This window comes from Dickeya chrysanthemi NCPPB 402, assembly GCF_000406105.1.
GTDB lineage: Bacteria > Pseudomonadota > Gammaproteobacteria > Enterobacterales > Enterobacteriaceae > Dickeya > Dickeya chrysanthemi.
Genome location: NZ_CM001974.1, coordinates 673,694 through 696,328, shown reverse-complemented (window position 1 = coordinate 696,328; position 22,635 = coordinate 673,694). Strand labels below are relative to the sequence as shown.

16 protein-coding genes are annotated in these 22,635 nt (G+C 55.0%); 6 read left to right on the top strand and 10 right to left on the bottom strand.

Features of this window, described 5'->3' with window-relative positions; translation table 11 throughout:
* The first annotated feature begins 55 nt into the window (after nucleotides 1–55).
* Together DCH402_RS03185 and DCH402_RS03180 are read left to right on the top strand one after the other, a co-directional pair.
* On the top strand, nucleotides 56–529 hold the full coding sequence (locus tag DCH402_RS03185; protein ID WP_039999645.1) for a YhcH/YjgK/YiaL family protein: 474 nt from the start codon (nucleotides 56–58) through the stop codon (nucleotides 527–529).
* Nucleotides 530–534: 5 nt separating this feature from the next.
* Nucleotides 535–1,218 carry an SDR family NAD(P)-dependent oxidoreductase gene (locus tag DCH402_RS03180; protein WP_039999644.1) on the top strand — a complete coding sequence of 228 codons (684 nt, stop codon included), beginning with the start codon at nucleotides 535–537 and terminating at the stop codon, nucleotides 1,216–1,218.
* Nucleotides 1,219–1,240: 22 nt separating this feature from the next.
* Here DCH402_RS03180 and DCH402_RS03175 read toward each other — a convergent pair whose 3' ends face one another.
* The 3 genes from DCH402_RS03175 to acnB all read right to left on the bottom strand — a co-directional run bounded on the left by DCH402_RS03175 (nucleotide 1,241) and on the right by acnB (nucleotide 6,270).
* Nucleotides 1,241–2,854 (bottom strand): methyl-accepting chemotaxis protein, encoded by a 1,614-nt coding sequence (locus DCH402_RS03175; protein ID WP_039999643.1) that lies wholly within the window; start codon nucleotides 2,852–2,854, stop codon nucleotides 1,241–1,243.
* A gap of 355 nt (nucleotides 2,855–3,209) precedes the next feature.
* Nucleotides 3,210–3,572, bottom strand: coding sequence for a protein YacL (gene yacL / locus DCH402_RS03170; RefSeq protein ID WP_039999642.1), 363 nt, complete (start codon nucleotides 3,570–3,572; stop codon nucleotides 3,210–3,212).
* Nucleotides 3,573–3,672: 100 nt separating this feature from the next.
* Complete coding sequence (acnB, locus tag DCH402_RS03165; protein WP_071604660.1) at nucleotides 3,673–6,270, bottom strand: bifunctional aconitate hydratase 2/2-methylisocitrate dehydratase; 2,598 nt, start codon at nucleotides 6,268–6,270, stop codon at nucleotides 3,673–3,675.
* Between the two features lie 443 nt (nucleotides 6,271–6,713).
* On the opposite strand from acnB, the gene DCH402_RS03160 reads away from it, so the two are divergent.
* Nucleotides 6,714–8,045 (top strand): MmgE/PrpD family protein, encoded by a 1,332-nt coding sequence (locus DCH402_RS03160; protein WP_039999640.1) that lies wholly within the window; start codon nucleotides 6,714–6,716, stop codon nucleotides 8,043–8,045.
* A gap of 61 nt (nucleotides 8,046–8,106) precedes the next feature.
* Here the strand turns inward: DCH402_RS03160 and DCH402_RS03155 are convergent, their stop codons facing one another.
* The 5 genes from DCH402_RS03155 to pdhR form a co-directional block, all read right to left on the bottom strand.
* Nucleotides 8,107–9,285 carry a dienelactone hydrolase family protein gene (locus DCH402_RS03155; protein WP_039999639.1) on the bottom strand — a complete coding sequence of 393 codons (1,179 nt, stop codon included), beginning with the start codon at nucleotides 9,283–9,285 and terminating at the stop codon, nucleotides 8,107–8,109.
* 186 nt (nucleotides 9,286–9,471) lie between these two features.
* Nucleotides 9,472–10,896: a dihydrolipoyl dehydrogenase gene (lpdA, locus tag DCH402_RS03150; protein ID WP_040003331.1), complete on the bottom strand. Its 1,425-nt coding sequence runs from the start codon at nucleotides 10,894–10,896 to the stop codon at nucleotides 9,472–9,474.
* Between the two features lie 214 nt (nucleotides 10,897–11,110).
* Complete coding sequence (gene aceF, locus DCH402_RS03145) at nucleotides 11,111–12,979, bottom strand: pyruvate dehydrogenase complex dihydrolipoyllysine-residue acetyltransferase (RefSeq protein ID WP_039999638.1); 1,869 nt, start codon at nucleotides 12,977–12,979, stop codon at nucleotides 11,111–11,113.
* A gap of 13 nt (nucleotides 12,980–12,992) precedes the next feature.
* Entirely contained in the window at nucleotides 12,993–15,656 is a 2,664-nt protein-coding gene (gene aceE, locus DCH402_RS03140; RefSeq protein ID WP_039999637.1) for a pyruvate dehydrogenase (acetyl-transferring), homodimeric type, read from the bottom strand.
* Between the two features lie 132 nt (nucleotides 15,657–15,788).
* Nucleotides 15,789–16,553, bottom strand: a complete 765-nt coding sequence (gene pdhR, locus DCH402_RS03135) for a pyruvate dehydrogenase complex transcriptional repressor PdhR (protein ID WP_039999636.1) — start codon at nucleotides 16,551–16,553, stop codon at nucleotides 15,789–15,791.
* Nucleotides 16,554–17,208: 655 nt separating this feature from the next.
* On the opposite strand from pdhR, the gene DCH402_RS03130 reads away from it, so the two are divergent.
* Nucleotides 17,209–18,555: an amino acid permease gene (locus tag DCH402_RS03130; protein ID WP_039999634.1), complete on the top strand. Its 1,347-nt coding sequence runs from the start codon at nucleotides 17,209–17,211 to the stop codon at nucleotides 18,553–18,555.
* Nucleotides 18,556–18,603: 48 nt separating this feature from the next.
* Here DCH402_RS03130 and ampE read toward each other — a convergent pair whose 3' ends face one another.
* Entirely contained in the window at nucleotides 18,604–19,458 is an 855-nt protein-coding gene (gene ampE, locus DCH402_RS03125) for a beta-lactamase regulator AmpE (protein WP_039999633.1), read from the bottom strand.
* A gap of 6 nt (nucleotides 19,459–19,464) precedes the next feature.
* A complete protein-coding gene (gene ampD, locus DCH402_RS03120) occupies nucleotides 19,465–20,025 on the bottom strand; it encodes a 1,6-anhydro-N-acetylmuramyl-L-alanine amidase AmpD (protein WP_039999631.1) in 561 nt (186 codons plus the stop codon).
* A gap of 413 nt (nucleotides 20,026–20,438) precedes the next feature.
* On the opposite strand from ampD, the gene DCH402_RS03115 reads away from it, so the two are divergent.
* The gene (locus DCH402_RS03115; RefSeq protein WP_039999629.1) at nucleotides 20,439–21,302 is read left to right on the top strand and encodes a nucleoside-specific channel-forming protein Tsx; all 864 of its coding nucleotides are present in this window, start codon (nucleotides 20,439–20,441) and stop codon (nucleotides 21,300–21,302) included.
* A gap of 252 nt (nucleotides 21,303–21,554) precedes the next feature.
* Nucleotides 21,555–22,445, top strand: coding sequence for a carboxylating nicotinate-nucleotide diphosphorylase (gene nadC / locus DCH402_RS03110; RefSeq protein ID WP_040003330.1), 891 nt, complete (start codon nucleotides 21,555–21,557; stop codon nucleotides 22,443–22,445).
* Nucleotides 22,446–22,635 lie beyond the last annotated feature (190 nt).

The following is a 22,635-nucleotide window of genomic DNA, read 5'->3' as shown; positions in this document are numbered from 1 at the left end:
GCCGCCTCCCTTCTACTTGCTCACTACTTGCTCACTACTTGCTAAGGAACCGCTTATGATCGCCGGTAATCTAAATCATCTGCCGCTGGCAACGTTGCCTGAACCGCTGTTTCGCATTCTTTCCGGCTTCACGCTCGCGCAGTTAAACGCACTGCCGGAAGGCAAATACCAGCCGGACAACGTCGACTGGTTCTATTCCATCGGCACCGTATCCACCGCCCCGAAAGCCGAACGCCATACCGAATTCCATCGCCGTTTTCTCGATATTCAGTTGATTCTCGAAGGCGCAGAGATCATCGGCTACGACCTGAACGACGCCGGCTTGCGCCCTGCCACCGAGCGCAAACCGGACCTGTTCATTCTGGAGCAACCGCAGGTGCCGCACGCCATTCGGCTGGCCGCCGGTGATTTCGTCACCTTCTATCCGGGCGAACCGCATCAGGCGCTGTGCGCCATCAATGACCAGCCGGCTCCAGTGAAAAAAGCGGTGTTCAAAGTACCGGTTGAATTACTGAACACGCAGGGGTAAGCCGTATGTCAGCACAGAAACAGGCGGTGATCACCGGCAGCAGTTCCGGGATCGGTGCCGCCATTACCGCTACCCTGTTGGCGGCGGGGTGGAGGGTTATCGGACTGTCGCGCCAGCCCGGCCCGCATCAGCACCCGAACTTCACGCATTGTCCGCTGGATATCACCGATACGCCGGCGCTTATCACCTTACTGGACAGCCTGCCCGCCGTCGATGCGGTGATTCATGCCGCCGGGGTGATGAAAGCCGCCACGCTGGGTTCGCTGTCCTACGCCGACAGCGAGCAGTTGTGGAAGCTGCATATTCAGGTAGCGGAAATGCTGGCCGACCGGCTGGTGAGCAAACTGCCGCAGGGCGGGCGCATCATCCTGCTGGGCAGCCGCACATCCAGCGGCGCCGCCGGGCGTAGTCAGTACGTCGCCACCAAATCGGCGATGATCGGCATGGTGCGAAGCTGGGCGGCAGAGCTGGCGCCGCGCGGCATCACCGTGAATATCGTGGCGCCGGGCGCCACCGAAACACCGATGCTGAAACAGCCGGGGCGGCAAAGCTCGCCGCCGAAACTGCCGCCGATTGGCCGGTTTATCCAGCCGCAGGAAGTGGCGGATCTGGTGGCCTATCTGCTGTCGCCTTCGGCGTCGGCCATTACCGGGCAACAACTGGTTATCTGCGGCGGTGCGTCGCTATAACGCAGTCATGCTGGCCGCACGCTTAGCGGCCGGCATGGCCCAACGCCAGCCGCGGCATGGTATCTGCCGCCATCGAACCGGCAATGGTAAACCGGCTGACGGATTGCTTCAGCTCATGTGAATGGGTTTCCAGATAGGTGGTATCCGTCGCAGTTTGCTCGACCATCGCAGCGTTTTGTTGCGTTGTGCGTTCCATCTCAGCCAGTGACTGGGCGATTTCCTGCGTGGCGATGGACTGCTCCGCCGAGGTATCGGCAATCTTCCTGATGAATTCGCTCGACAGATCCACCGCCTGATTAATTTTCTGCATCACCTCGGACGCCTGGCTGATTTCACTATAGCCTTCGCCAATTTTCCCTGACGACGCATCAATCAGGCTTTTTATCTGGTGCGCCGATGCGGTGGTTTTCTGCGACAACATGCGGATTTCCGCTGCAACCACCGAGAAACCGCGCCCCACTTCCCCGGCCCGCGCCGCCTCTACCGCCGCATTGATCGCCAGGATATTGGTTTGGAATGCAATATCTTCAATCACTTTGGTGATCGACGAAATGCTGTCGGAATGCTGCTTGATGTTTTCCATGGTATTCACGATTTTACTCACCAGTTGGTAACCCTGATGCGTTTCACCGGCCGCATTTTCGGATAACTGGCTGGCCTGTCTGGCGCTGGCGGCATTGTCCTTCACCGACTCCGATACTTGCCCCATTGCGGCTGAAGTCTGCTGCAAGGCCGAGACTTGCATGTCGGTACGTTGCGACAACGCCACGCTGCTTTTGCTGATATTCTCGCTGGCCACCGTTACGCCATCGGCGTGCTCCAACACATTAGCGACAATCGCGATTAATGACTGGCGCATGGTTTCAATCGCGGCCATGACACTGTGCTGCTGTTGATCATGAATAACGGTTTTCTCGGCTAAATTACCGGATGCGATGGCACGGGTCATCGACAGTAATACTGCGGGCTCCGCGCCCAATGACTGGAAAATCCGGCGTCGCGTCGTCAGCATCGCCAGCGCACCCAATAATATAGCGACGATTAAAATAATCGGCATTGCCACGGTAAAATATCTTGCGGTTTCTCTTGCAGTATGTGTCAGCCGATTGTTTTGTGCGGCTTCATAATTAATAAAGGCATTCACATCGGCCAGCCATTGCACAAATGCGCCACGCCCGTCATTCAGCAAGACATTACGGGCTGCATCCACATTGCCTTCATTTTTCAACGCAATCAACCGCGCAATAATCGCACTGGTTTTATCATTTGAACGCTGTATGTTCTGGTATAACGATTTTTCCTGATTATCGGTCGGCAGTTGGCCCAGCATGGCATCAAGCTTGACATCAGACTGTTGATAAAATGCCGACAGCTCATTGATATGATTAACTATTCCCGGAAGCTCCTGCTTATCGGCAATCAATAAATCCCGCACAGCGATTGACCGATCATGAACGCTGCCACGCAAATTCACCGCATAGAATTGCTTAACGCTATTCTCATCATTAATTTCAGTTAATGTATTACTAATATAACGAATGGTGAGCAGCCCTAAAACCCCTAACAATACACTCACTAATATCGGAATAATAAATCCGATGACAATTTGTTTTTTTACCGTCATGGTATTTTTCATATTTCCTCCGGTGCCAACTTAACCGCTTACTGTGTGTTTTAATAATATGATAACATTTTTAGCTCATACTAAGCCAAATGCACACCATAATCGATAGCTCAGAACATCGACTCACACTATTAATACAATTGGAGACAATTGTCATATAACCAGAATAATTCGAATGATGGCAGGAGATATGCGCTACTTTTCAATTTTCCAGGTAATTTCTCGGTATGACTCAACCCATCCATGGGTCTCACGACGTTATATCCGCAGAGGAATAATCACGGCGATGGCTTCATACCGTACATCGGCTTATGCCTCACCGCCCCTATTCTGCGGTAGATCGCGTCAGACGGTATTCCCTCAATAATCACCCTTTATCCACAAATGCCCGGTATTTCTCCAGCAATTCCAGAAAGTCCTCCAGACCGCATAACGACAGGCTTTCTTCATCGTAATAACTCATGCCTTCTTCCAACTCATCGGTTTCAAACGCCAGTTGGTTGGCACGAACCATCACTTCTTCGCTATCCAACAATAAGGTGTATTCATGACCGGCGCGCTCCCACTGACGCTCACTGCCGGAGAGCTCACGCACCGCCGCTTCCACTTCGTCCAGCACGGCCTGTTGGCCCTTAACCTCTTCATTTAGCCAATGCCCGACTGCTTCATGGCCCATCGACATCCGGACCACCACCTGCCCGGTTACACCACGCACAAACTCATAGTCCATGATCGTTCCCCTCTGCCTGATTCACTATCGCGTGCCACAACAGTAAAAAAAGGGAGACCTTTCGGCCTCCCTTCCTTTTATCGCGACGAACTATAGCGGTTTACACGGCGGTCTGGAAGATCACCTTGTCCGCTTTGTTGGTGTACTGCTGCAACTGGTCGAAGTTCAGATAACGGTAAGTGTCATCCGCCGTCTTGTCCACCTGCGCCATATACTGCTGGTACTCATCCGGCGTAGGTAAACGCCCCAGCAGCGAGGCAACCGCAGCCAGTTCAGCAGAGGCCAAATAGACATTGGCACCCGCACCCAAGCGGTTCGGGAAGTTACGGGTGGAGGTCGACACGACGGTCGCACCGTCTGCCACGCGCGCCTGGTTACCCATGCACAGCGAACAACCGGGGATTTCGATACGAGCGCCGCTCTTACCGAATACGCTGTAGTAGCCTTCTTCGGTCAGTTGTGCGGCATCCATACGGGTCGGCGGCGCTACCCACAGACGGGTCGGCAACTGTCCTTTATACTGATCCAGCAATTTACCGGCGGCACGGAAGTGACCGATGTTGGTCATGCAGGAACCGATGAATACTTCATCGATTTTATCGCCCTGCACCGTGGAGAGCAGACGCGCATCATCCGGATCGTTCGGCGCACACAGAATCGGCTCTTTGATCTCGTTCAGATCGATGTCGATAACCGCGGCATATTCCGCATCGGCATCGGCTTCCAGCAACTGCGGATCCGCCAGCCATTTCTCCATGCCCTCAATACGACGCTCCAGCGTACGGCGGTCGCCGTAGCCTTCAGCAATCATCCACTTGAGCAGAATGATGTTGGAATTCAGGTATTCGATTATCGGTTCTTTGTTGAGCTTGATGGTACAGCCCGCCGCAGAACGCTCCGCCGAGGCGTCGGTCAGTTCGAACGCTTGCTCAACCTTCAGATCCGGCAAGCCTTCGATTTCCAGGATACGACCGGAGAAGATGTTTTTCTTACCTTTCTTCTCCACGGTCAGCAAACCTTGCTGGATAGCGTAATACGGGATCGCATGTACCAGATCGCGCAGGGTGATCCCCGGCTGCATCTGGCCTTTAAAGCGCACCAGTACCGATTCCGGCATATCCAGCGGCATCACGCCGGTTGCTGCGGCAAACGCCACCAGACCGGAACCCGCCGGGAAGGAAATGCCGATCGGGAAACGGGTATGGGAGTCGCCGCCAGTGCCGACGGTATCCGGCAACAACATACGGTTCAACCAGGAGTGGATCACGCCGTCGCCCGGACGCAGCGACACGCCGCCGCGGTTCATGATGAAATCCGGCAGGGTGTGATGGGTACTCACGTCAACCGGCTTAGGATAAGCGGCGGTGTGACAGAAAGACTGCATCACCAGATCGGCGGAGAATCCCAGACAAGCCAGATCTTTCAGTTCGTCGCGGGTCATCGGGCCGGTGGTATCCTGAGAACCGACCGAAGTCATCTTCGGCTCGCAGTAAGCGCCCGGACGAATACCGTCGGTGCCGCAGGCACGGCCGACCATCTTCTGCGCCAGCGAGAAACCGCGGCTGCTCGGCACGACGTCTTTCGCCTGGCGGAACACATCGCTGTGCGGTAAACCCAGCGACTCGCGCGCCTTAGACGTCAAACCGCGACCGATAATCAGCGGAATACGGCCGCCTGCGCGAACCTCGTCCAGCAGGACATCGGTTTTCAGTTCAAAATTGGCCAGCAGTTCGTTGCTGTCGTGGTGACGGACTTCACCCTTATACGGATAAATATCAATCACATCGCCCATATTCAGTTGGGCAACGTCGACTTCGATCGGCAGCGCACCGGCATCTTCCATGGTGTTGAAGAAAATCGGCGCAATCTTGCCGCCCAGCACCACACCGCCGCCGCGCTTGTTCGGCACGTTCGGGATATCGTCACCCATGAACCACAACACGGAGTTAGTCGCGGATTTACGGGAAGACCCGGTACCGACGACGTCGCCGACGTAGGCTAACGGGAAGCCTTTTTTGCTCAGCGCGTCGATCTGCTTGATCGGGCCGACCACACCAGCCTGATCCGGCTCGATGCCTTCGCGGGCGTTTTTCAGCATGGCCAGCGCGTGTAGCGGAATATCCGGACGCGACCAGGCATCCTGCGCCGGGGAGAGATCATCGGTATTGGTTTCACCGGTCACCTTGAATACCGTGACGGTAATTTTTTCCGCCAACTGCGGGCGGGAGAGGAACCACTCGGCATCAGCCCAGGATTTGACAACCTGCTGCGCGTGGGCATTGCCGGCTTTGGCTTTTTCTTCCACGTCGTAGAAATTATCAAACATCAGCAGGGTGTGGGATAACGCTTTGGCGGCAACCGGAGCGAGGGCAGGATTATCCAGCGCTTCGATCAACGGCTGAATGTTGTAGCCGCCTTGCATGGTGCCCAATAATTCAGTGGCTTTCTCAGGGGTGACGAGGGGAGAAACCGTCTCGCCTTTGGTGATGGCAGCCAGGAAACCGGCTTTGACGTAGGCCGCCTCATCAACACCCGGCGGAACACGATTAACTAACAAATCGACTAAAAATTCTTCTTCTCCGGCGGGGGGGTTTTTCAACAATTCCACCAGTGCCGCCATCTGCGAAGCCTCTAGCGGTTTGGGTACGATCCCTTGTGCAGCCCGCTCGGCTACGTGCTTGCGATAATCTTCTAGCACGACGTTCTCCTCGCTCTCATTGTCTAATTATGCCCGGCGCTCAGTTCCAGCTTTAGGCTGATTATCAGCGTATGGATAGGTAAGGTCAGAGTGCCCGGTCCAGCCCGTCCACCATATCAGAGTTTGAACCGTTTGTTAATTCGTTTACATTAAGGCAACATTTCCACTTGCCGCCTAAGGTGGTATGTTGCGTTTAGCCGCGAGTCCGAACCTTCTGCCTTGAGGCCAGCATAGCAGTTGGCGGTAAAATCAACCACCGACTACCCCACAGAAATGATAAGGATAATAAAAGAAAATACGCGGGCAACACCGGCTACCGGCTCAACCGTCAGGGTATACTGCGTCGTCAGTCGATCGGTGCAAAGCAGAAAAAATGACTATGCTTTACGCGCCATTCACGGCATTGTCTTTCTTCACATTTTAGCCACAGTACAGAAACCATCATGTCCGCCGATAGCCCTATTACCCACTCGTTGGCACAGCTGATTGCCACTTCTCAACCTGATGCCGCAACCCTTGAACTCGCTCGCGATGGCGTGACGGATTTTCTCGCCTGCGCGCTGCCGGTCTGGTACGGCGCGGTGGCAGACAGCGGGCTTGCGCCGTTGAAAGCGGTTTATTCCGGCCACGACAGCCAGACTCGCAGCCTGCTGCTCGGGTATGCCGGGCACGCGCTGGATTTTGACGATTTTCACTCCGGGTTTCGCGGCCACCCCGGCACGGTGATCCTGCCGGCGTTGCTGGCGCTGGCCGGCGAGCAACCGGCGATCGCGGAAGAACAGTTTCTCACCGCTTATATTATCGGCGTCGAAACCGCCGGACGGCTGGGGCTGGCGGCCGGGCCGCGTCATTACAGCCTGGGTTATCACAATACCGCGACGTTAGGCGCTATTGCAGCGGCGGCGGCCAGTTGCCGTCTGATGAATGCGACAACCGCTCAAACCGCGAATGCGCTCGGACTGGCGGCGTCGCAGGCGGCCGGGCTGCGCGCGCAGTTCGGCTCCGCCATGAAGCCGCTGCATGCCGGGCTGGCGGCACGTGCCGGGTTAAGTGCCGCGCAACTGGCGCTGGCGGGATTCCACGGCAACCCCGATACCGTGCTGGAGGCGTTTCTCGCCGCCCACGGCGATGGACGGCACCACGATGACGCATTAGTCACCGGCTGGGGCGCACCGTGGCGTATGGCGTCTCCCGGGCTGACCTTTAAACGTTACCCGACCTGTGGCGGTACCCACAGCGCGGCGGAGGCGGCGTTTCTTCTGCGGGAACAGTGGCTAACACGTTCTGGACGACAGCCAGGCGACCTGCCTGACGCCGTTGATGGTATTACCGTGATGTTTCCCGCCGGCGGCGACGCAGCGCCGTTTATCCGACAAGCCGCCACCGGCGTTGAAGGGCGTTTTAGCCTCGAATACGTGATTGCCGCCGCGTTGCTGGAAGGGGAATTACGGTTGGAACGCTTTACCGAGGGGCCGGTTGATCTTCGCATCGCCGCACTGGCAGACAAGGTATCGCGCCGGGTGGACCCCAACGCACCGCCGGATGAGCAGAACCCCGACGCCCGCTTCCATGACGTCAGTATGCTGATGAAAGATGGGTCATGTTTTAACGCCAGAGTCAGCTGGCAACAAACCGCCGCGGTAAAAACTGATGTCGCGGCCAAGCTGCGTCAGACGCTGAGCCTGCTGCCGTGGCTGGCGGCAGATAAGGTGCTTAGCCACAGCCCGTTACGCACGCCCGGTTCTTTGGCCGCGCTGGTTCAGTTGCTGTCATAACCGGCGGCGCTACTCCAGCGCTATTCTTCATCTGGGCGCCCGTTTGGTCGGCGCCCGGTACTCACCGCTGCGCCGGCGACGCTACCAGCCAGCGATCCAACCACTGGAACACCGCCTCTTGTTGTTGCTGATAAAACACATGCCCCAACTCCGGCCAGATACGGGTTTCCAGCCGTTCATCGGCATGTTGCGACCGCCACACCTGATGCATTCGATCATAGGCCGCCTGCACCGCCTGCTGCGGGAACAAGTTATCTTTGCCGCCGTTGAAGAACAGCATCGGCCGGGGTGCAGCGATACTGGCGACATCAGGGAAATCAAGATGTGCAGGTAGCCCGGGATGCAACATATAGAAGGCGGATTGACCGCGCAGTACATTGTTGCCGGGCACCATCAACCCCTCATAGGTGCCGATCCAGGAAATGGCCGCCGTGGCGGCCGCCTTATCCGACAACGCCGCCAGTTGCCAGGCACGGTAAGCTCCCATGGAAAACCCGACGACACCCACGCGTTGCGGGTCAACCGAGTGCAACGACGCCAGAAAATCCAGCGATCGCATATCCTCGTAGGCCATGTTGCCAGCCAGTGAGCGCCCCAGATTGAAAAAATTACTGGCCAGTGCCTGCTGTTGTTCGTACTTAAGCGGCCCCCGGTCGCCCCATCCCAGCGCATCTACCGCCAGCACCACATATCCCCGCTTCGCCAGCTCATCGCCGACAAACCGGCCGGTGAAGTAACGGTCAGCCCACGCGTTGGCGGAAGCGACTCGCGTATCGTCGCCCCATGGGCGGATCATTTTCTCTTTGCCGATATCGAATTTCGAACCGTGATCATGCAGCAACAATACCGCCGGATGCGGCCCCGGCGTTTTTGGCGTCAACAGTAGACCCGGCACCCGGCTTTCATCGGTAAGGTTGAATGCAACCTTTTCGGCCACATAACTCTCACGGTCCAGCCTGTCGACAACCTGCGGTTCAAAAGCACGGTGAGAATCGGGCGTCAGCAGCAATGAACGCACCACCTGGCGGGCATGTCGTCGCCATTGGTCGAAGTGGTCATAACGCCCGGACGACCACGCATCAGGGTACGTCAGTTGCTGCTTCAGTTGCGGGTAGAACGTGGGCAACGCGTCATCCGTCACCGACGTCGTTGTATAGGAATGATCATTTGCCATAAGCGGGGCACTCGCCAGACAGCACATCAGAACACAGAGGGTACGACGTAATCCGCATCTTTTCATTCTTCTCCCCCTAAAATAAAACACCGTTTCTTTTCGGTGATTTGGATTGTAAGTGAAGCAGATAACACGGGCATGACGAGATCGGAATTCTGGGAGGCAGGTAAAAAAATCCGGCAACAAGTGCCGGATAGACATTGAAATGACAAGACGTATCGCGCCCCGCCGCGCTGGCGACGGGGCAACGGATTATTTCTTCTTGGCTTTCGGGTTCGGCAGGTCGGTGATGCTGCCTTCAAACACTTCAGCGGCCAGACCTACGGATTCATGCAAGGTCGGGTGAGCGTGGATAGTCAACGCAATATCTTCCGCATCGCAACCCATCTCAATCGCCAGACCGATTTCACCCAGCAGTTCGCCGCCGTTGGTGCCGACAATCGCCCCACCGATCACACGGTGCGTTTCTTTGTCGAAAATCAGCTTGGTCATACCGTCGGCGCAGTCGGACGCGATCGCACGACCGGAAGCGGCCCACGGGAATACGGCAGTCTCATAGCTGATGCCTTTTTCCTTCGCTTCTTTCTCGGTCAGGCCGACCCAAGCCACTTCCGGCTCGGTATACGCGATGGACGGGATCACCTTCGGATCGAAGTAATGTTTCTTACCGGAGATAACTTCAGCCGCGACGTGGCCTTCATGCACGCCTTTGTGCGCCAGCATCGGCTGGCCGACGATATCGCCGATAGCATAGATGTGCGGCACATTGGTGCGCATCTGTTTGTCGACGCGGATGAAACCACGGTCGTCAACTTCCACGCCAGCCTGACCGGCATCCAGCAGTTTGCCGTTCGGTACACGACCGATAGCCACCAGCACCGCATCATAACGCTGCGCTTCCGCCGGCGCTTTCTTACCTTCCATCGACACGTAGATGCCGTCTTCTTTGGCTTCTACCGCGGTCACTTTGGTTTCCAGCATCAGGTTGAATTTCTTGCTGATGCGTTTGGTGAAGACTTTAACGATGTCCTTGTCGGCAGCCGGGATCACCTGATCGAACATTTCCACTACGTCGATCTGCGAACCCAACGCGTGATACACCGTACCCATTTCCAGGCCGATGATACCGCCACCCATCACCAGCAGACGGCCGGGAACGGTTTTCAGCTCCAGCGCGTCGGTCGAATCCCACACGCGCGGGTCTTCATGCGGAATAAACGGCAACTGAATCGGGCGGGAACCGGCTGCGATAATCGCGTTGTCGAAATTCACCGTGGTGCTGCCGCCTTCACCTTCCACTACCAGGGTGTTCGGGCCAGTGAATTTACCGAAGCCGTTGACGACCTTGACTTTACGGCCTTTCGCCATACCAGACAGACCACCGGTCAGTTGATTAATGACTTTTTCTTTCCAGGTGCGAATTTTATCGATATCGGTTTGCGGCTCGCCAAACACGATGCCGTGCTCAGCCAGTGCTTTCGCTTCTTCGATAACTTTCGCCACATGCAGCAGTGCTTTGGAGGGAATACAGCCTACATTCAGACATACGCCGCCCAGCGTGGAATAGCGCTCGACCAGCACGGTGTCCAGACCCAAATCTGCACAACGGAACGCCGCGGAGTAACCAGCAGGGCCCGCGCCAAGTACCACCACCTGAGCTTTAATTTCAGTACTCATCATGACCTCTTAATTAATTTCCGGCGGGTCTGTGACGTCATTATTGTTGAGTCTTAACGCCCTCTTCCACCGGGACGTGTCTTCGCCGCAGTAGTTTACAAAATTGTTAATAACTTTGAAACGACAAGCGACTAACGATTTGTCCTTAATCACTGATAGCTGTAACACATGACAGCTTATCAGAAAAAAGCCGGCCGTCAGGCCGGCTTTTCGATTACATCACCAGACGGCGAATATCGGACAAGGTGTTGTTGATGATGGTAATGAAGCGTGCACCATCGGCACCGTCAATGACACGGTGGTCGAAGGACAGAGAGATCGGCATCATCAGACGCGGAACAAACTCTTTACCATTCCAGACCGGTTCCATGGCAGACTTGGACACACCCAGGATAGCCACTTCCGGCGCATTGACGATCGGTGCGAAATGCGTCGTACCGAGGCCGCCGATGCTGGAGATGGTGAAGCATCCGCCCTGCATTTCGCCGGCGGTCAACTTACCGTCACGGGCTTTCTTGGAGATAGTCATCAGTTCACGAGACAGCTCGATGATACCTTTCTTGTTCACATCTTTGAACACCGGAACCACCAGGCCATTCGGCGTATCGACCGCCACACCGATGTTGATGTATTTCTTCAGCGTCAGACGCTGGCCGTCTTCAGACAGTGAACTGTTGAAGCGAGGCATCTGCTCAAGCGCAGCGGCAACGGCTTTCATGATGAACACGACCGGCGTGATCTTCACATCCAGCTTACGCTTCTCAGCTTCCACGTTTTGCTGTTTACGGAACGCTTCCAGGTCGGTGATATCGGTTTTATCGAAGTGCGTAACATGTGGGATCATCACCCAGTTACGGCTCAGGTTGGCACCGGAAATTTTCTGGATGCGACCCAATTCCACTTCTTCAATTTCACCAAACTTGCTGAAATCGACTTTCGGCCACGGCAACAGACCCGGCAGAGAACCGCCGGTTGCACCCGCCGCCGGAGCAGATTCGGCGCGTTTCACGGCTTCTTTCACATACGCCTGTACGTCTTCGCGCAGGATACGACCTTTACGGCCAGTACCTTTCACTTTCGCCAGATTGACGCCGAATTCGCGTGCCAGGCGACGAATCACCGGGGTAGCATGAATGTAAGCATCGTTCTCGGCGAACTCGCTCTTGCCGTCGGTTTTCGCCACAGCCGGAGCTGATGCAGCCGCCGGTGCGCTGGCAGCCGGAGCGGCTGCCACTGGCGCAGGAGCCGCAGCCGGTGCCGCGCCTTCCACTTCGAACACCATGATAAGCGACCCGGTTTTTACCTTGCTGCCGGTGCTAACCTTGATTTCTTTCACAGTACCCGCGAACGGTGCCGGCACTTCCATTGACGCTTTGTCGCCTTCCACGGTGATAATCGACTGTTCTGCCGCCACTTTATCACCGACTTTCACCAGCACTTCGGTCACTTCGACTTCATCGCCGCCGATATCCGGCACATTGACGTCTTTAGCACCACCGCTCACCGCCGGCGCGGCGGCAGGGGCCGGAGCAGCAGCAGGCGCTACACCCGCAACCTCAAACACCATGATAAGCGAACCGGTTTTCACCTTGTCGCCGGTCTTGACGCGAATTTCTTTTACCGTACCCGCGAACGGCGCCGGCACTTCCATCGACGCCTTATCGCCTTCCACCGTAATCAGCGACTGCTCTGCCGCCACGGTGTCGCCGACTTTCACCAGTACTTCGGTCACTTCAACTTCGTCGCCGCCGATATCCGGTACTTCAACTTCTTTCACAGCGCCGGCAGCGGCTGGCGCCGCGACAGGTGCTGGCGCAGCAGCGGCCGGAGCCGGTGCGGCAGCCGCCGCACCTTCTGCTTCGAAGACCATGATCAGTTTGCCGGTCTCGACTTTGTCGCCTACCGCCACTTTAATCTCTTTAACCACACCCGCCTGCGGAGAGGGGACTTCCATCGAAGCCTTGTCGCCTTCTACAGTAATCAGCGACTGCTCGGCTTCCACTTTGTCACCCACTTTAACCAGCACTTCGGTGACTTCAACTTCATCTGCACCGATATCCGGTACCTTGATTTCGATAGCCATTACTCTTTCCCTCTTATGCTACGCGCGGGTTAACTTTTTCAGGGTTAATGTCGAATTTCTTGATGGCTTCAGCCACGACAGATTTTTCAACTTCACCGCGTTTAGCCAGTTCGCCCAATGCAGCAACGACCACGTAGGACGCGTCCACTTCGAAGTGGTGACGCAGGTTTTCACGGCTGTCGGAACGGCCGAAACCATCGGTGCCCAGTACGCGATAATCGCTGGCCGGAACGTAGGTACGTACCTGCTCGGCAAACAGTTTCATGTAGTCGGTAGACGCCACTGCCGGTGCGTCGTTCATCACCTGAGCGATGTACGGTACGCGCGGCGCTTCGGTCGGATGCAGCATGTTCCAGCGCTCGCAGTCCTGACCATCGCGGGCCAGTTCCGTGAAGGAGGTGACGCTATACACATCGGAACCGATGCCGTAATCCTTCGCCAGAATCTGTGCGGCTTCACGCACATGACGCAGGATAGAGCCGGAGCCCAGCAACTGAACCTTACCTTTGCTGCCCGCCACGGTTTCCAGCTTGTAGATACCTTTGCGGATGCCTTCTTCGGCGCCCTGCGGCATCGCCGGCATGTGGTAGTTTTCGTTCAGCGTAGTGATGTAGTAGTAAATGTTTTCCTGTGCTTCGCCATACATACGAACCAAACCATCATGCATGATGACCGCTACTTCATAAGCGAAAGCCGGGTCGTAGGAAATACAGTTCGGAATAGTCAGCGACTGAATATGGCTGTGACCATCTTCATGCTGCAAACCTTCGCCGTTCAACGTGGTACGGCCGGAAGTACCGCCGATCAGGAAGCCACGCGCCTGCTGGTCGCCCGCTGCCCAGCACAGGTCGCCGATACGCTGGAACCCGAACATGGAGTAGTAAATGTAGAACGGGATCATCGGCAGATTGTTGGTGCTGTAAGACGTTGCCGCCGCCAGCCAGGAGGAGCCTGCACCCAGTTCGTTGATCCCTTCCTGCAGGATCTGGCCTTTCTGATCTTCTTTATAGTAAGCGACCAGTTCGCGATCCTGCGGGGTGTACTGCTGACCGTTCGGGCTGTAGATACCGATCTGACGGAACAGACCTTCCATACCGAAGGTACGCGCTTCGTCGGCGATGATCGGAACCAGTCTGTCTTTGATAGACTTGTTCTTCAGCATCACGTTCAGTGCACGAACAAAGGCGATGGTGGTGGAGATTTCTTTGGTCTGCTCTTCCAGCAGAGAGCTGAAATCTTCCAGCGTCGGCAGGTCCAGCTTCTCATCAAATCGTGGCTGACGGGACGGCAGGTAGCCTTCCAGCGCCTGACGACGTTCGTGCAGGTATTTGTACTCTTCGGAGTTCTTGTCGAAGGTAATGAACGGCAGTTTTTCGACATCAGCGTCAGCAACCGGCACATTGAAACGGTCGCGGAAATAACGCACGCCGTCCATGTTGATTTTCTTGACCTGGTGAGCAATGTTCTTGCCTTCAGCCGCATCACCCATACCATAACCTTTGATGGTATGAGCCAGAATAACCACCGGCTTACCTTTGGTTTCCTGTGCTTTTTTCAGTGCAGCGTAGACTTTCTTCGGATCATGACCACCACGGTTAAGAGCCCAGATATCATCATCGCTCCAGTCTTTAACCAGTGCGGCGGTTTCCGGGTATTTACCGAAGAAATGCTCACGCACGTAAGCACCGTTTTTGGATTTGAAGGTCTGGTAGTCGCCATCAACGGTTTCGTTCATCAGCTGAATCAGCTTACCGCTGGTGTCTTTACGCAGCAGTTCATCCCAACGGCCGCCCCAGATAACCTTGATCACTTCCCAGCCCGCACCACCGAAGATGCCTTCCAGCTCGTTAATGATCTTGCCGTTACCGGTAACCGGGCCATCCAGACGCTGCAGGTTACAGTTGATGACAAACACCAGGTTGTCCAGCTTCTCACGGGTCGCGATAGTGATAGCGCCCTTAGATTCCGGCTCATCCATTTCACCGTCGCCCAGGAAGGCGTAAACGGTTTGTTTGGTGGTATCTTTAAGACCGCGGTTATTCAGATACTTCAGGAACTTGGCCTGATAAATCGCGTTGATTGGGCCCAGGCCCATCGATACAGTCGGGAACTGCCAGAATTCCGGCATCAGTTTCGGATGCGGATAGGAAGACAGGCCGTTGCCATGAACTTCCTGACGGAAGCTGTTCATTTGATCTTCGGTCAGGCGACCTTCCAGGAAGGCACGCGCGTAAACGCCCGGGGAGATATGTCCCTGGAAGAACACCAGGTCACCGCCGTCCTGTGCGTTGCGCGCACGGAAGAAGTGGTTAAAGCACACTTCATAGAAGGTGGCGGAAGACTGGAAAGACGCCATATGACCGCCCAGCTCCAGATCCTTCTTAGACGCACGCAGTACCGTCATCACGGCATTCCAGCGGATTGCGGAACGAATACGGCGCTCCAGATCAAGGTTCCCCGGATAAGCGGGCTCATCTTCTGCCGCGATGGTGTTGATGTAGTGACTGCCGGCACTGCCCGCAGCCACTTTCACACCGCCTTTGCGTGCTTCGGACAGTACCTGATCAATCAGGAACTGAGCGCGCTCAACACCTTCTTCACGGATAACCGATTCGATCGCCTGCAGCCAGTCACGCGTTTCGATCGGATCCACGTCATTGTTCAAACGTTCTGACATGGTGTATTCCTTATCTGTTTCTAATCAGTGGATTTGTCTGGAGCCTGTCTTCTTGTACTCTGTTCCTGTAGGAGAAAGCACAGGAAGACAGGCCCTTCGTCTTGTTACCGCAAACGACCGCCGGTCGGCGGCCTAATCCTTGCGTTGCTGGAGCCGACGCAACGATCGTTCCCGTCGGCTATGTTCCCGGTTAAGTTCCAGCAATACTTCCTCAATAAAAGCCAAGTGACGATGTGATGCTTCGCGGGCTTTTTCCGGCTCACGAGCGACAATCGCTTCAAAAATCCTGGCTCGATGGCTACTCACCTGCGTCAGAACTTCACGACTCAGATAAAGCAACTCAAAATTCTGCCGGACGTTTTGTTCCAGCATCGGCCCCATACAGCGCAGCAGGTGCAACAACACGACGTTATGCGCCGCCTCGGTCACCGCCACCTGATAGTGCATGACCGCCTCGGATTCCCCTTCCAGATCGCTGGCTTCACGCGCCGTTTCAATCTGGGCATGGCAATCACGAATACGCTGCAGATCTTCTTCCGTGCCACGCAAAGCGGCATAGTAAGCAGCTATCCCTTCAAGGGCATGGCGGGTTTCGAGGAGGTCGAACTGAGATTCCGGATGATTACTTAATAGTTCCGCCAGCGGATCGCTAACGCTCTGCCAAAGGTTGTTCTGGACGAAAGTACCGCCGCCCTGACGGCGCAACAGTAACCCTTTGGCTTCCAACCGTTGAATCGCCTCGCGCAGCGAGGGGCGGGAAACATCAAACTGTTTTGCCAGTTCGCGTTCCGGCGGTAGCTTCTCTCCGGGGCGCAAGGTTCCCTCAAGGATCAGAAACTCCAGTTGCTGTTCAATCACATCTGACAGTTTTGGTTGACGGATCTTGCTGTAGGCCATGTGAATTCTTCCCGGCGAAAAAGCGCGGAGTCAATTGGTAATACCAATTTTAAAAACGTGAGGCACAAAGTAACAAAGTATTCACCTTCTGTCCATACGGACGTTGCGCGAAATCACCAATCACCCCACTTTTTAACAAATGCCTCAATTCTTGTGGCAAAAGCACGAATCGGTCAGTGGTATGACCATTCTGGAAAGGTCTTCGTTTTAACTTTTTTGAAACCCTAATCAGGCAAAGCTGAACCGTTCAACCGTCGACAAATTGACTAAAAATTCACAAAAAAAGCATACCCATTCAAACACAACAATAAGTCGGACCTTTTTATTCTATAATATTCCTAAATATTCCTAACATATCGCACCGTTATGACAGCGAAAAGGCAACCACGCCGATTGGGCCCCCTATCTCAATAAAATCGTAAAACCTTACCGTACAGATGACGCGGATCATGACATCACACTTTTACGTCATGCCCCGTAAGAAATCAGTGCAATTCTCTGCACTTATCACTATTCTCTGACGCGCGATAGCGTTGGCGGCGATTTAAGTTTGTCAGCGTCGTAAATATAAAATTACACACACGTAAAAAGACAAACAAACCAACGCCCACTGTCGGTGAACGGTTTGTCTTTTCATCGGCAGAGGGTAGAAAGCATGCAAGATCAACAAGACGGTACGCTGCAACGCGGCCTAAAAAACCGTCACATACAGTTGATTGCTCTGGGGGGAGCGGTTGGAACCGGGCTGTTCCTCGGTATCGCACAAACGATCAAAATGGCCGGGCCGTCTGTTCTGCTGGGTTATGCTATCGGCGGTTTGATTGCATTTTTTATCATGCGCCAGTTGGGTGAAATGGTAGTGGAAGAACCGGTAGCGGGTTCATTCAGCCACTTTGCCTATAAATATTGGGGTAATTTCGCTGGTTTCGCCTCCGGCTGGAACTACTGGGTACTTTACGTACTGGTTGCCATGGCGGAGTTGAGCGCCGTCGGCATCTATGTTCAATACTGGTGGCCGGGTGTTCCCACCTGGGTTTCCGCTGCCGTATTTTTTGTGCTGATTAACGCCATTAACCTCGCCAACGTGAAAATGTACGGTGAACTGGAGTTCTGGTTTGCCATTATTAAGGTCGTGGCCATTATTGGTATGATCGCATTCGGCAGTTGGTTATTGCTGAGCGGGCATGGCGGGCCAGAGGCATCCATTACTAACCTCTGGGCCCAGGGCGGTTTCTTCCCCAACGGCATCAGCGGCCTGGTGATGGCGATGGCGGTGATCATGTTCTCTTTCGGCGGCCTGGAATTGGTCGGGATTACCGCTGCTGAAGCAGACAAACCGGAAGAAAGCATTCCGCGCGCCACCAATCAGGTCATCTATCGCATCCTGATTTTCTACGTCGGCTCACTGACTGTTCTGCTCTCGCTCTATCCGTGGGGCAAAGTCGTCGAAGGCGGCAGCCCGTTCGTGATGATTTTCCATGCGCTGAACAGCGATTTGGTCGCCAACATCCTGAATGTCGTGGTGCTGACGGCGGCGCTGTCGGTATACAACAGTTGCGTTTACTGTAATAGCCGCATGCTGTACGGCCTGGCTAAACAGGGGAACGGACCGCAATCGTTGCTGAAAGTAGACCGCCGCGGCGTGCCGGTAGTAGCGATTGGTATTTCTGCGCTGGCAACCGCGCTGTGCGTACTGATCAACTACCTGATTCCGGGCAGAGCGTTTGAGCTCTTGATGGCGCTGGTGGTATCCGCGCTGGTCATTAACTGGGCGATGATAAGCCTGGCGCACCTGAAATTCCGCGCCAGTAAAGAGCGAGAAGGCGTGCAGACTCGCTTTAAAGCGCTATGGTACCCGTTTGGTAACTATCTGTGTCTGGCTTTTATGGTCGGCATTCTGGTTATTATGTCCCTGACGCCGGGCATTCAGATTTCCGTGGTATTGATACCCGTCTGGCTGTTGGTACTGGCCATCGGCTATCGTTTCAAACCGCGTCAATAATCCTTTCTATTGTCAGCATGGCCGCCAGGCCATGCTGTTTCCAAGCCGTTATACCAGCGTACCGTAGATAGTCAGCAACGCGACCACCACCACCAGTACCAACGTTACCTTCTTCGCCAGCGACACCGCCGCCCTCGGCGTAGCAATCGGGTCGTCATGCACTTCCCGCTCCAGAGAAAACTGAGCCAGTTTGGTCAGCACCCAGTATTGAGAAGAGCGGGCGTCCATCATGGCGGCAAACCAAGCCGGCAACGCCTTCTCACCATGCCCTAATAGCGCATAAGCGGCACCGGCCAGCCGAACAGGAATCCAGTCCAGCCAATGCAGCAGAGTATCAACGCCGGAATTCGCTCTTTCCAGCGGTGTATGATGACGAGCCAGGCAGCACTGTCGGGCACGCAATACCGTGTAGCCGACCAGTGCCACCGGGCCATAAGGACCGGCGGCGACGAACCAGAATAACGGCGCCAGATAAAAACGAAAATTTAGCCACAACAGCGCGTTTTGTAGTTCCCTTAGCCGCTCACGCTCGCCGGCATCACGCGGCAGGCCATGCACTAATGCCAGTTCCTCGGCCATTTCCCGGCAGGCATCCGCTTCACCGCGCTGGGCAGCCTGAATATAGCGATGATAGTGCCGACGTATTTCCCCCGCGCCAATGCACAATAACCCGACGGCAATCCACAGAAGCAAAATCGGCAAACCAAACAACCATCCACTGAGTAACCACTGCGCCGCCAGGACTACCGCCATACCCACGATGGTCAACAACAACGTTTGCGCCAGTGATGGCGCAGAAAGATGACGGAACACCCGCTCCAGATGGTGATCCAATTGCCAGTGGTCGCCACGCTTAAACAACCGCTCCCACCCCAGGACCAGCAATAGGCTAAACAGCGTCATCAGTAATTACTCCCCTTGTTCCGGTGGTGTCTGCCATAACCGTTGATATCGATCCCAGTCGAACGCAGGGCCGGGGTCGGTCTTGCGTCCTGGTGCGATATCGCTATGCCCGGTAATGCGATCAGGCGTAATGCCATAGGCCGCGCTCAGCAACTGCGTAACCTCGGCCAGACAGGCATACTGTTGAGTGGTAAACGGCAGCGTATCGGTGCCTTCCAGCTCAATACCAATCGCGAAATCATTACAACGCTCTCGCCCTTCAAATTGCGATACCCCGGCATGCCAGGCCCGTTGATCGAATGCCACATACTGTACAATTTCGCCGTTACGACGAATCAGACAATGCGCAGATACCCGCAGGTGGCATATTGACGCGAAATAGGGGTGAGTATTCCCATCCAGCGTACCGGTAAAGAGTTGATCAATGTAGGGTCCGCCAAATTCGCCTGGGGGCAAACTGATGTTGTGAATCACCAGTAATGAAGGGAGTTCACCTTCCGGACGCGCATCCTGATGCGGTGACGGAACGCGTCTGACATCGGTCAGCCAGCCTTGTTCGACTTTCATCAATGCTCCTGTTATCTGACGTGCCATTCGGTAAACCTTCCACACCACGGCCTGTTGCCTTGTAACCCCCTGCCATCGAACTGCCAGGCCTGCCCGGTTGGCGCGCTCATTATCCAGATATCTTACCGCATCCGCCCTATTCCTGACGTGTTAAAAAACCATTTCGGTTTACCAACGAATATCCTGTCAAAATATACCCACAACCCATGATGTTCTGCTGTTCTTCTGGTATGCTGCGCCCCTTCTTTTCGGCAGAGCAGCGATCGGCTTGCCGCCACAGGCAAACGTTTTCGTTGCTTATTCATCGCCGGAAAGCTTTTCAGCTTTTATTTTGTCATTACAGCCCGAATCGTTCTCCGTCGCGCCAGCATATTGTGCTGCTGACAGTGCTTTGGGCAACAGAGAGAATCGCCATGAAGAAAATCCTTGCCGCCTGTGCAATCAGCACATTGTCATACAGTTTGCCCACCGTTGCGCAAGAGCGCGCGCCGCAATACCTCTCCGACTGGTGGCACCAGAGCATCAATGTGGTAGGCAGCTATCACACTCGTTTCGGACCTCAGTTAAACAACGATGTGTATCTGGAATATGAAGTGTTTGCCCGTAAGGACTGGTTTGACTTCTATGGCTACATTGACGTACCGAAAAGCTTTGGTGCGGGCAACACGCCTGATCGTGGTATCTGGGACAAAGGCTCTCCATTATTCATGGAGATCGAACCTCGTTTCTCGATTGATAAGTTGACCAACACACAGTTAGGTTTCGGCCCGTTCAAAGAGTGGTACGTTGCCAACAATATTATCTACGATCAGGGCCGCAATAATGACTCACGTCAAAGCACCTGGTACGTAGGTCTGGGCACCGATATCGATACCGGTACTGACCTGTCGCTGTCCGCCAATATCTATGCCAAGTACCAATGGCAGAACTACGGCGCGCTGAATGAAGATCAGTGGGATGGCTATCGTTTCAAAATCAAGTATTTCTATCCGCTCACCTCATTGTGGGGCGGTAAGCTGACCTATATCGGCTTTACCAACTTCGACTTCGGTTCAGACCTGGCTAATGCAGCGGGCCCGTCGCGCACCAGCAATGCCATCGCTTCCAGTCATATCCTTGCGTTGAACTACGATCACTGGCATTACTCAGTGGTTGCCCGTTACTTCCATAATGGCGGCCAGTGGGCAGACGGCACCGAGCTGGATTTTGGCCGCGGTCCGTTTAATGTTCGCTCTACAGGGTGGGGCTACTATCTGGTCGCGGGCTACAACTTCTAATCGTGACTATTATGTATCCCGGCTACGGCCGGGATATTAAAACCCACCGCAATAGATTATGTTACTTGCCATCCGGAAACAGGGTTGTGCTCGACATCTCTGCCGACGCCTGTACGCTCCGGTTGAACGGCAGTGCCAGTGACGCCGGGCAAACGCCACAAAAAAACAACACACTGAATTACAATAGCTTTAAAAAGATATCACTCACTAAACGGGATAATAGACATTCCGGATTTCCGTCGGAGTAGCATGATGACAACACGTCGTTATAGTCAGGAACAGCGCCAGGCCGAACTGCTCAGCCGTATTGAGCAAGATATCCCAGCCAACGTACATCTGGCCTTATGTGAAGATCTGGGGGGCGAACTCAACCCGGAACACGACATCACCGCCCAGTTATTGCCGGCGGACACCGCCGCCAATGCGGTCATTATTACCCGGGAAGCCGGTGTTTTCTGTGGCTGTCGCTGGGTGGAGGAAGTTTTCCGTCAGTTGGGTCACGGCGTGACCATCGACTGGCTGGTCCGTGACGGCGATGCCCTGACAGCAAACCAGCCGCTGTGCCGACTGCAAGGCCCCTCCCGCCAACTGCTCACCGGTGAACGCACGGCCCTGAATTTCCTGCAAACGCTCTGCGGTGTGGCAACCGAAGTCGGCCGCTATGTCGCACAACTGACAGGGACCAAAACCCGATTGCTGGACACGCGAAAAACGCTGCCGGGTCTGCGTACCGCGCTTAAATACGCGGTACTGTGCGGTGGTGGCAGCAATCACCGCCTTGGTTTGGCAGATGCGTTTCTGATCAAAGAGAACCACATTATTGCCGCCGGCTCCATCAAACAGGCCGTTGAAAACGCCCTCCAGTTGCGCAGCGACGTGCCGGTAGAAGTCGAGGTAGAAACACTGGAGGAACTGCAACAGGCACTGAACGCCGGTGCAGACATCATCATGCTGGATAACTTCACGCTGGCCGCTATCCGCGAAGCCGTCACCCTGACCAATGGCCGTGCGTTGCTGGAAGTATCCGGCAATGTGACGCTGCAAACGCTGCCGGATTACGCCGCCACCGGTGTCGACTACATCTCGGTAGGCGCGCTGACCAAGCATGTCCAGGCGCTCGATTTGTCGATGCGCTTCAGTTAATCCTTCCCGCTCCATCATCATTTCGCTCCATCAGCCCGGCCTCGCCCGGGTTGATGATTATCCTCGCGCCGTTATTGCTTTTCCGCCAGCACCGTTCGCTTTACACCACGCATTTTGCGAGCCGACTCGCCTGTTTTCTGTAACGACATACCGCTGAACACTGCCGTTTACCAAACGGATTCCTGATTAA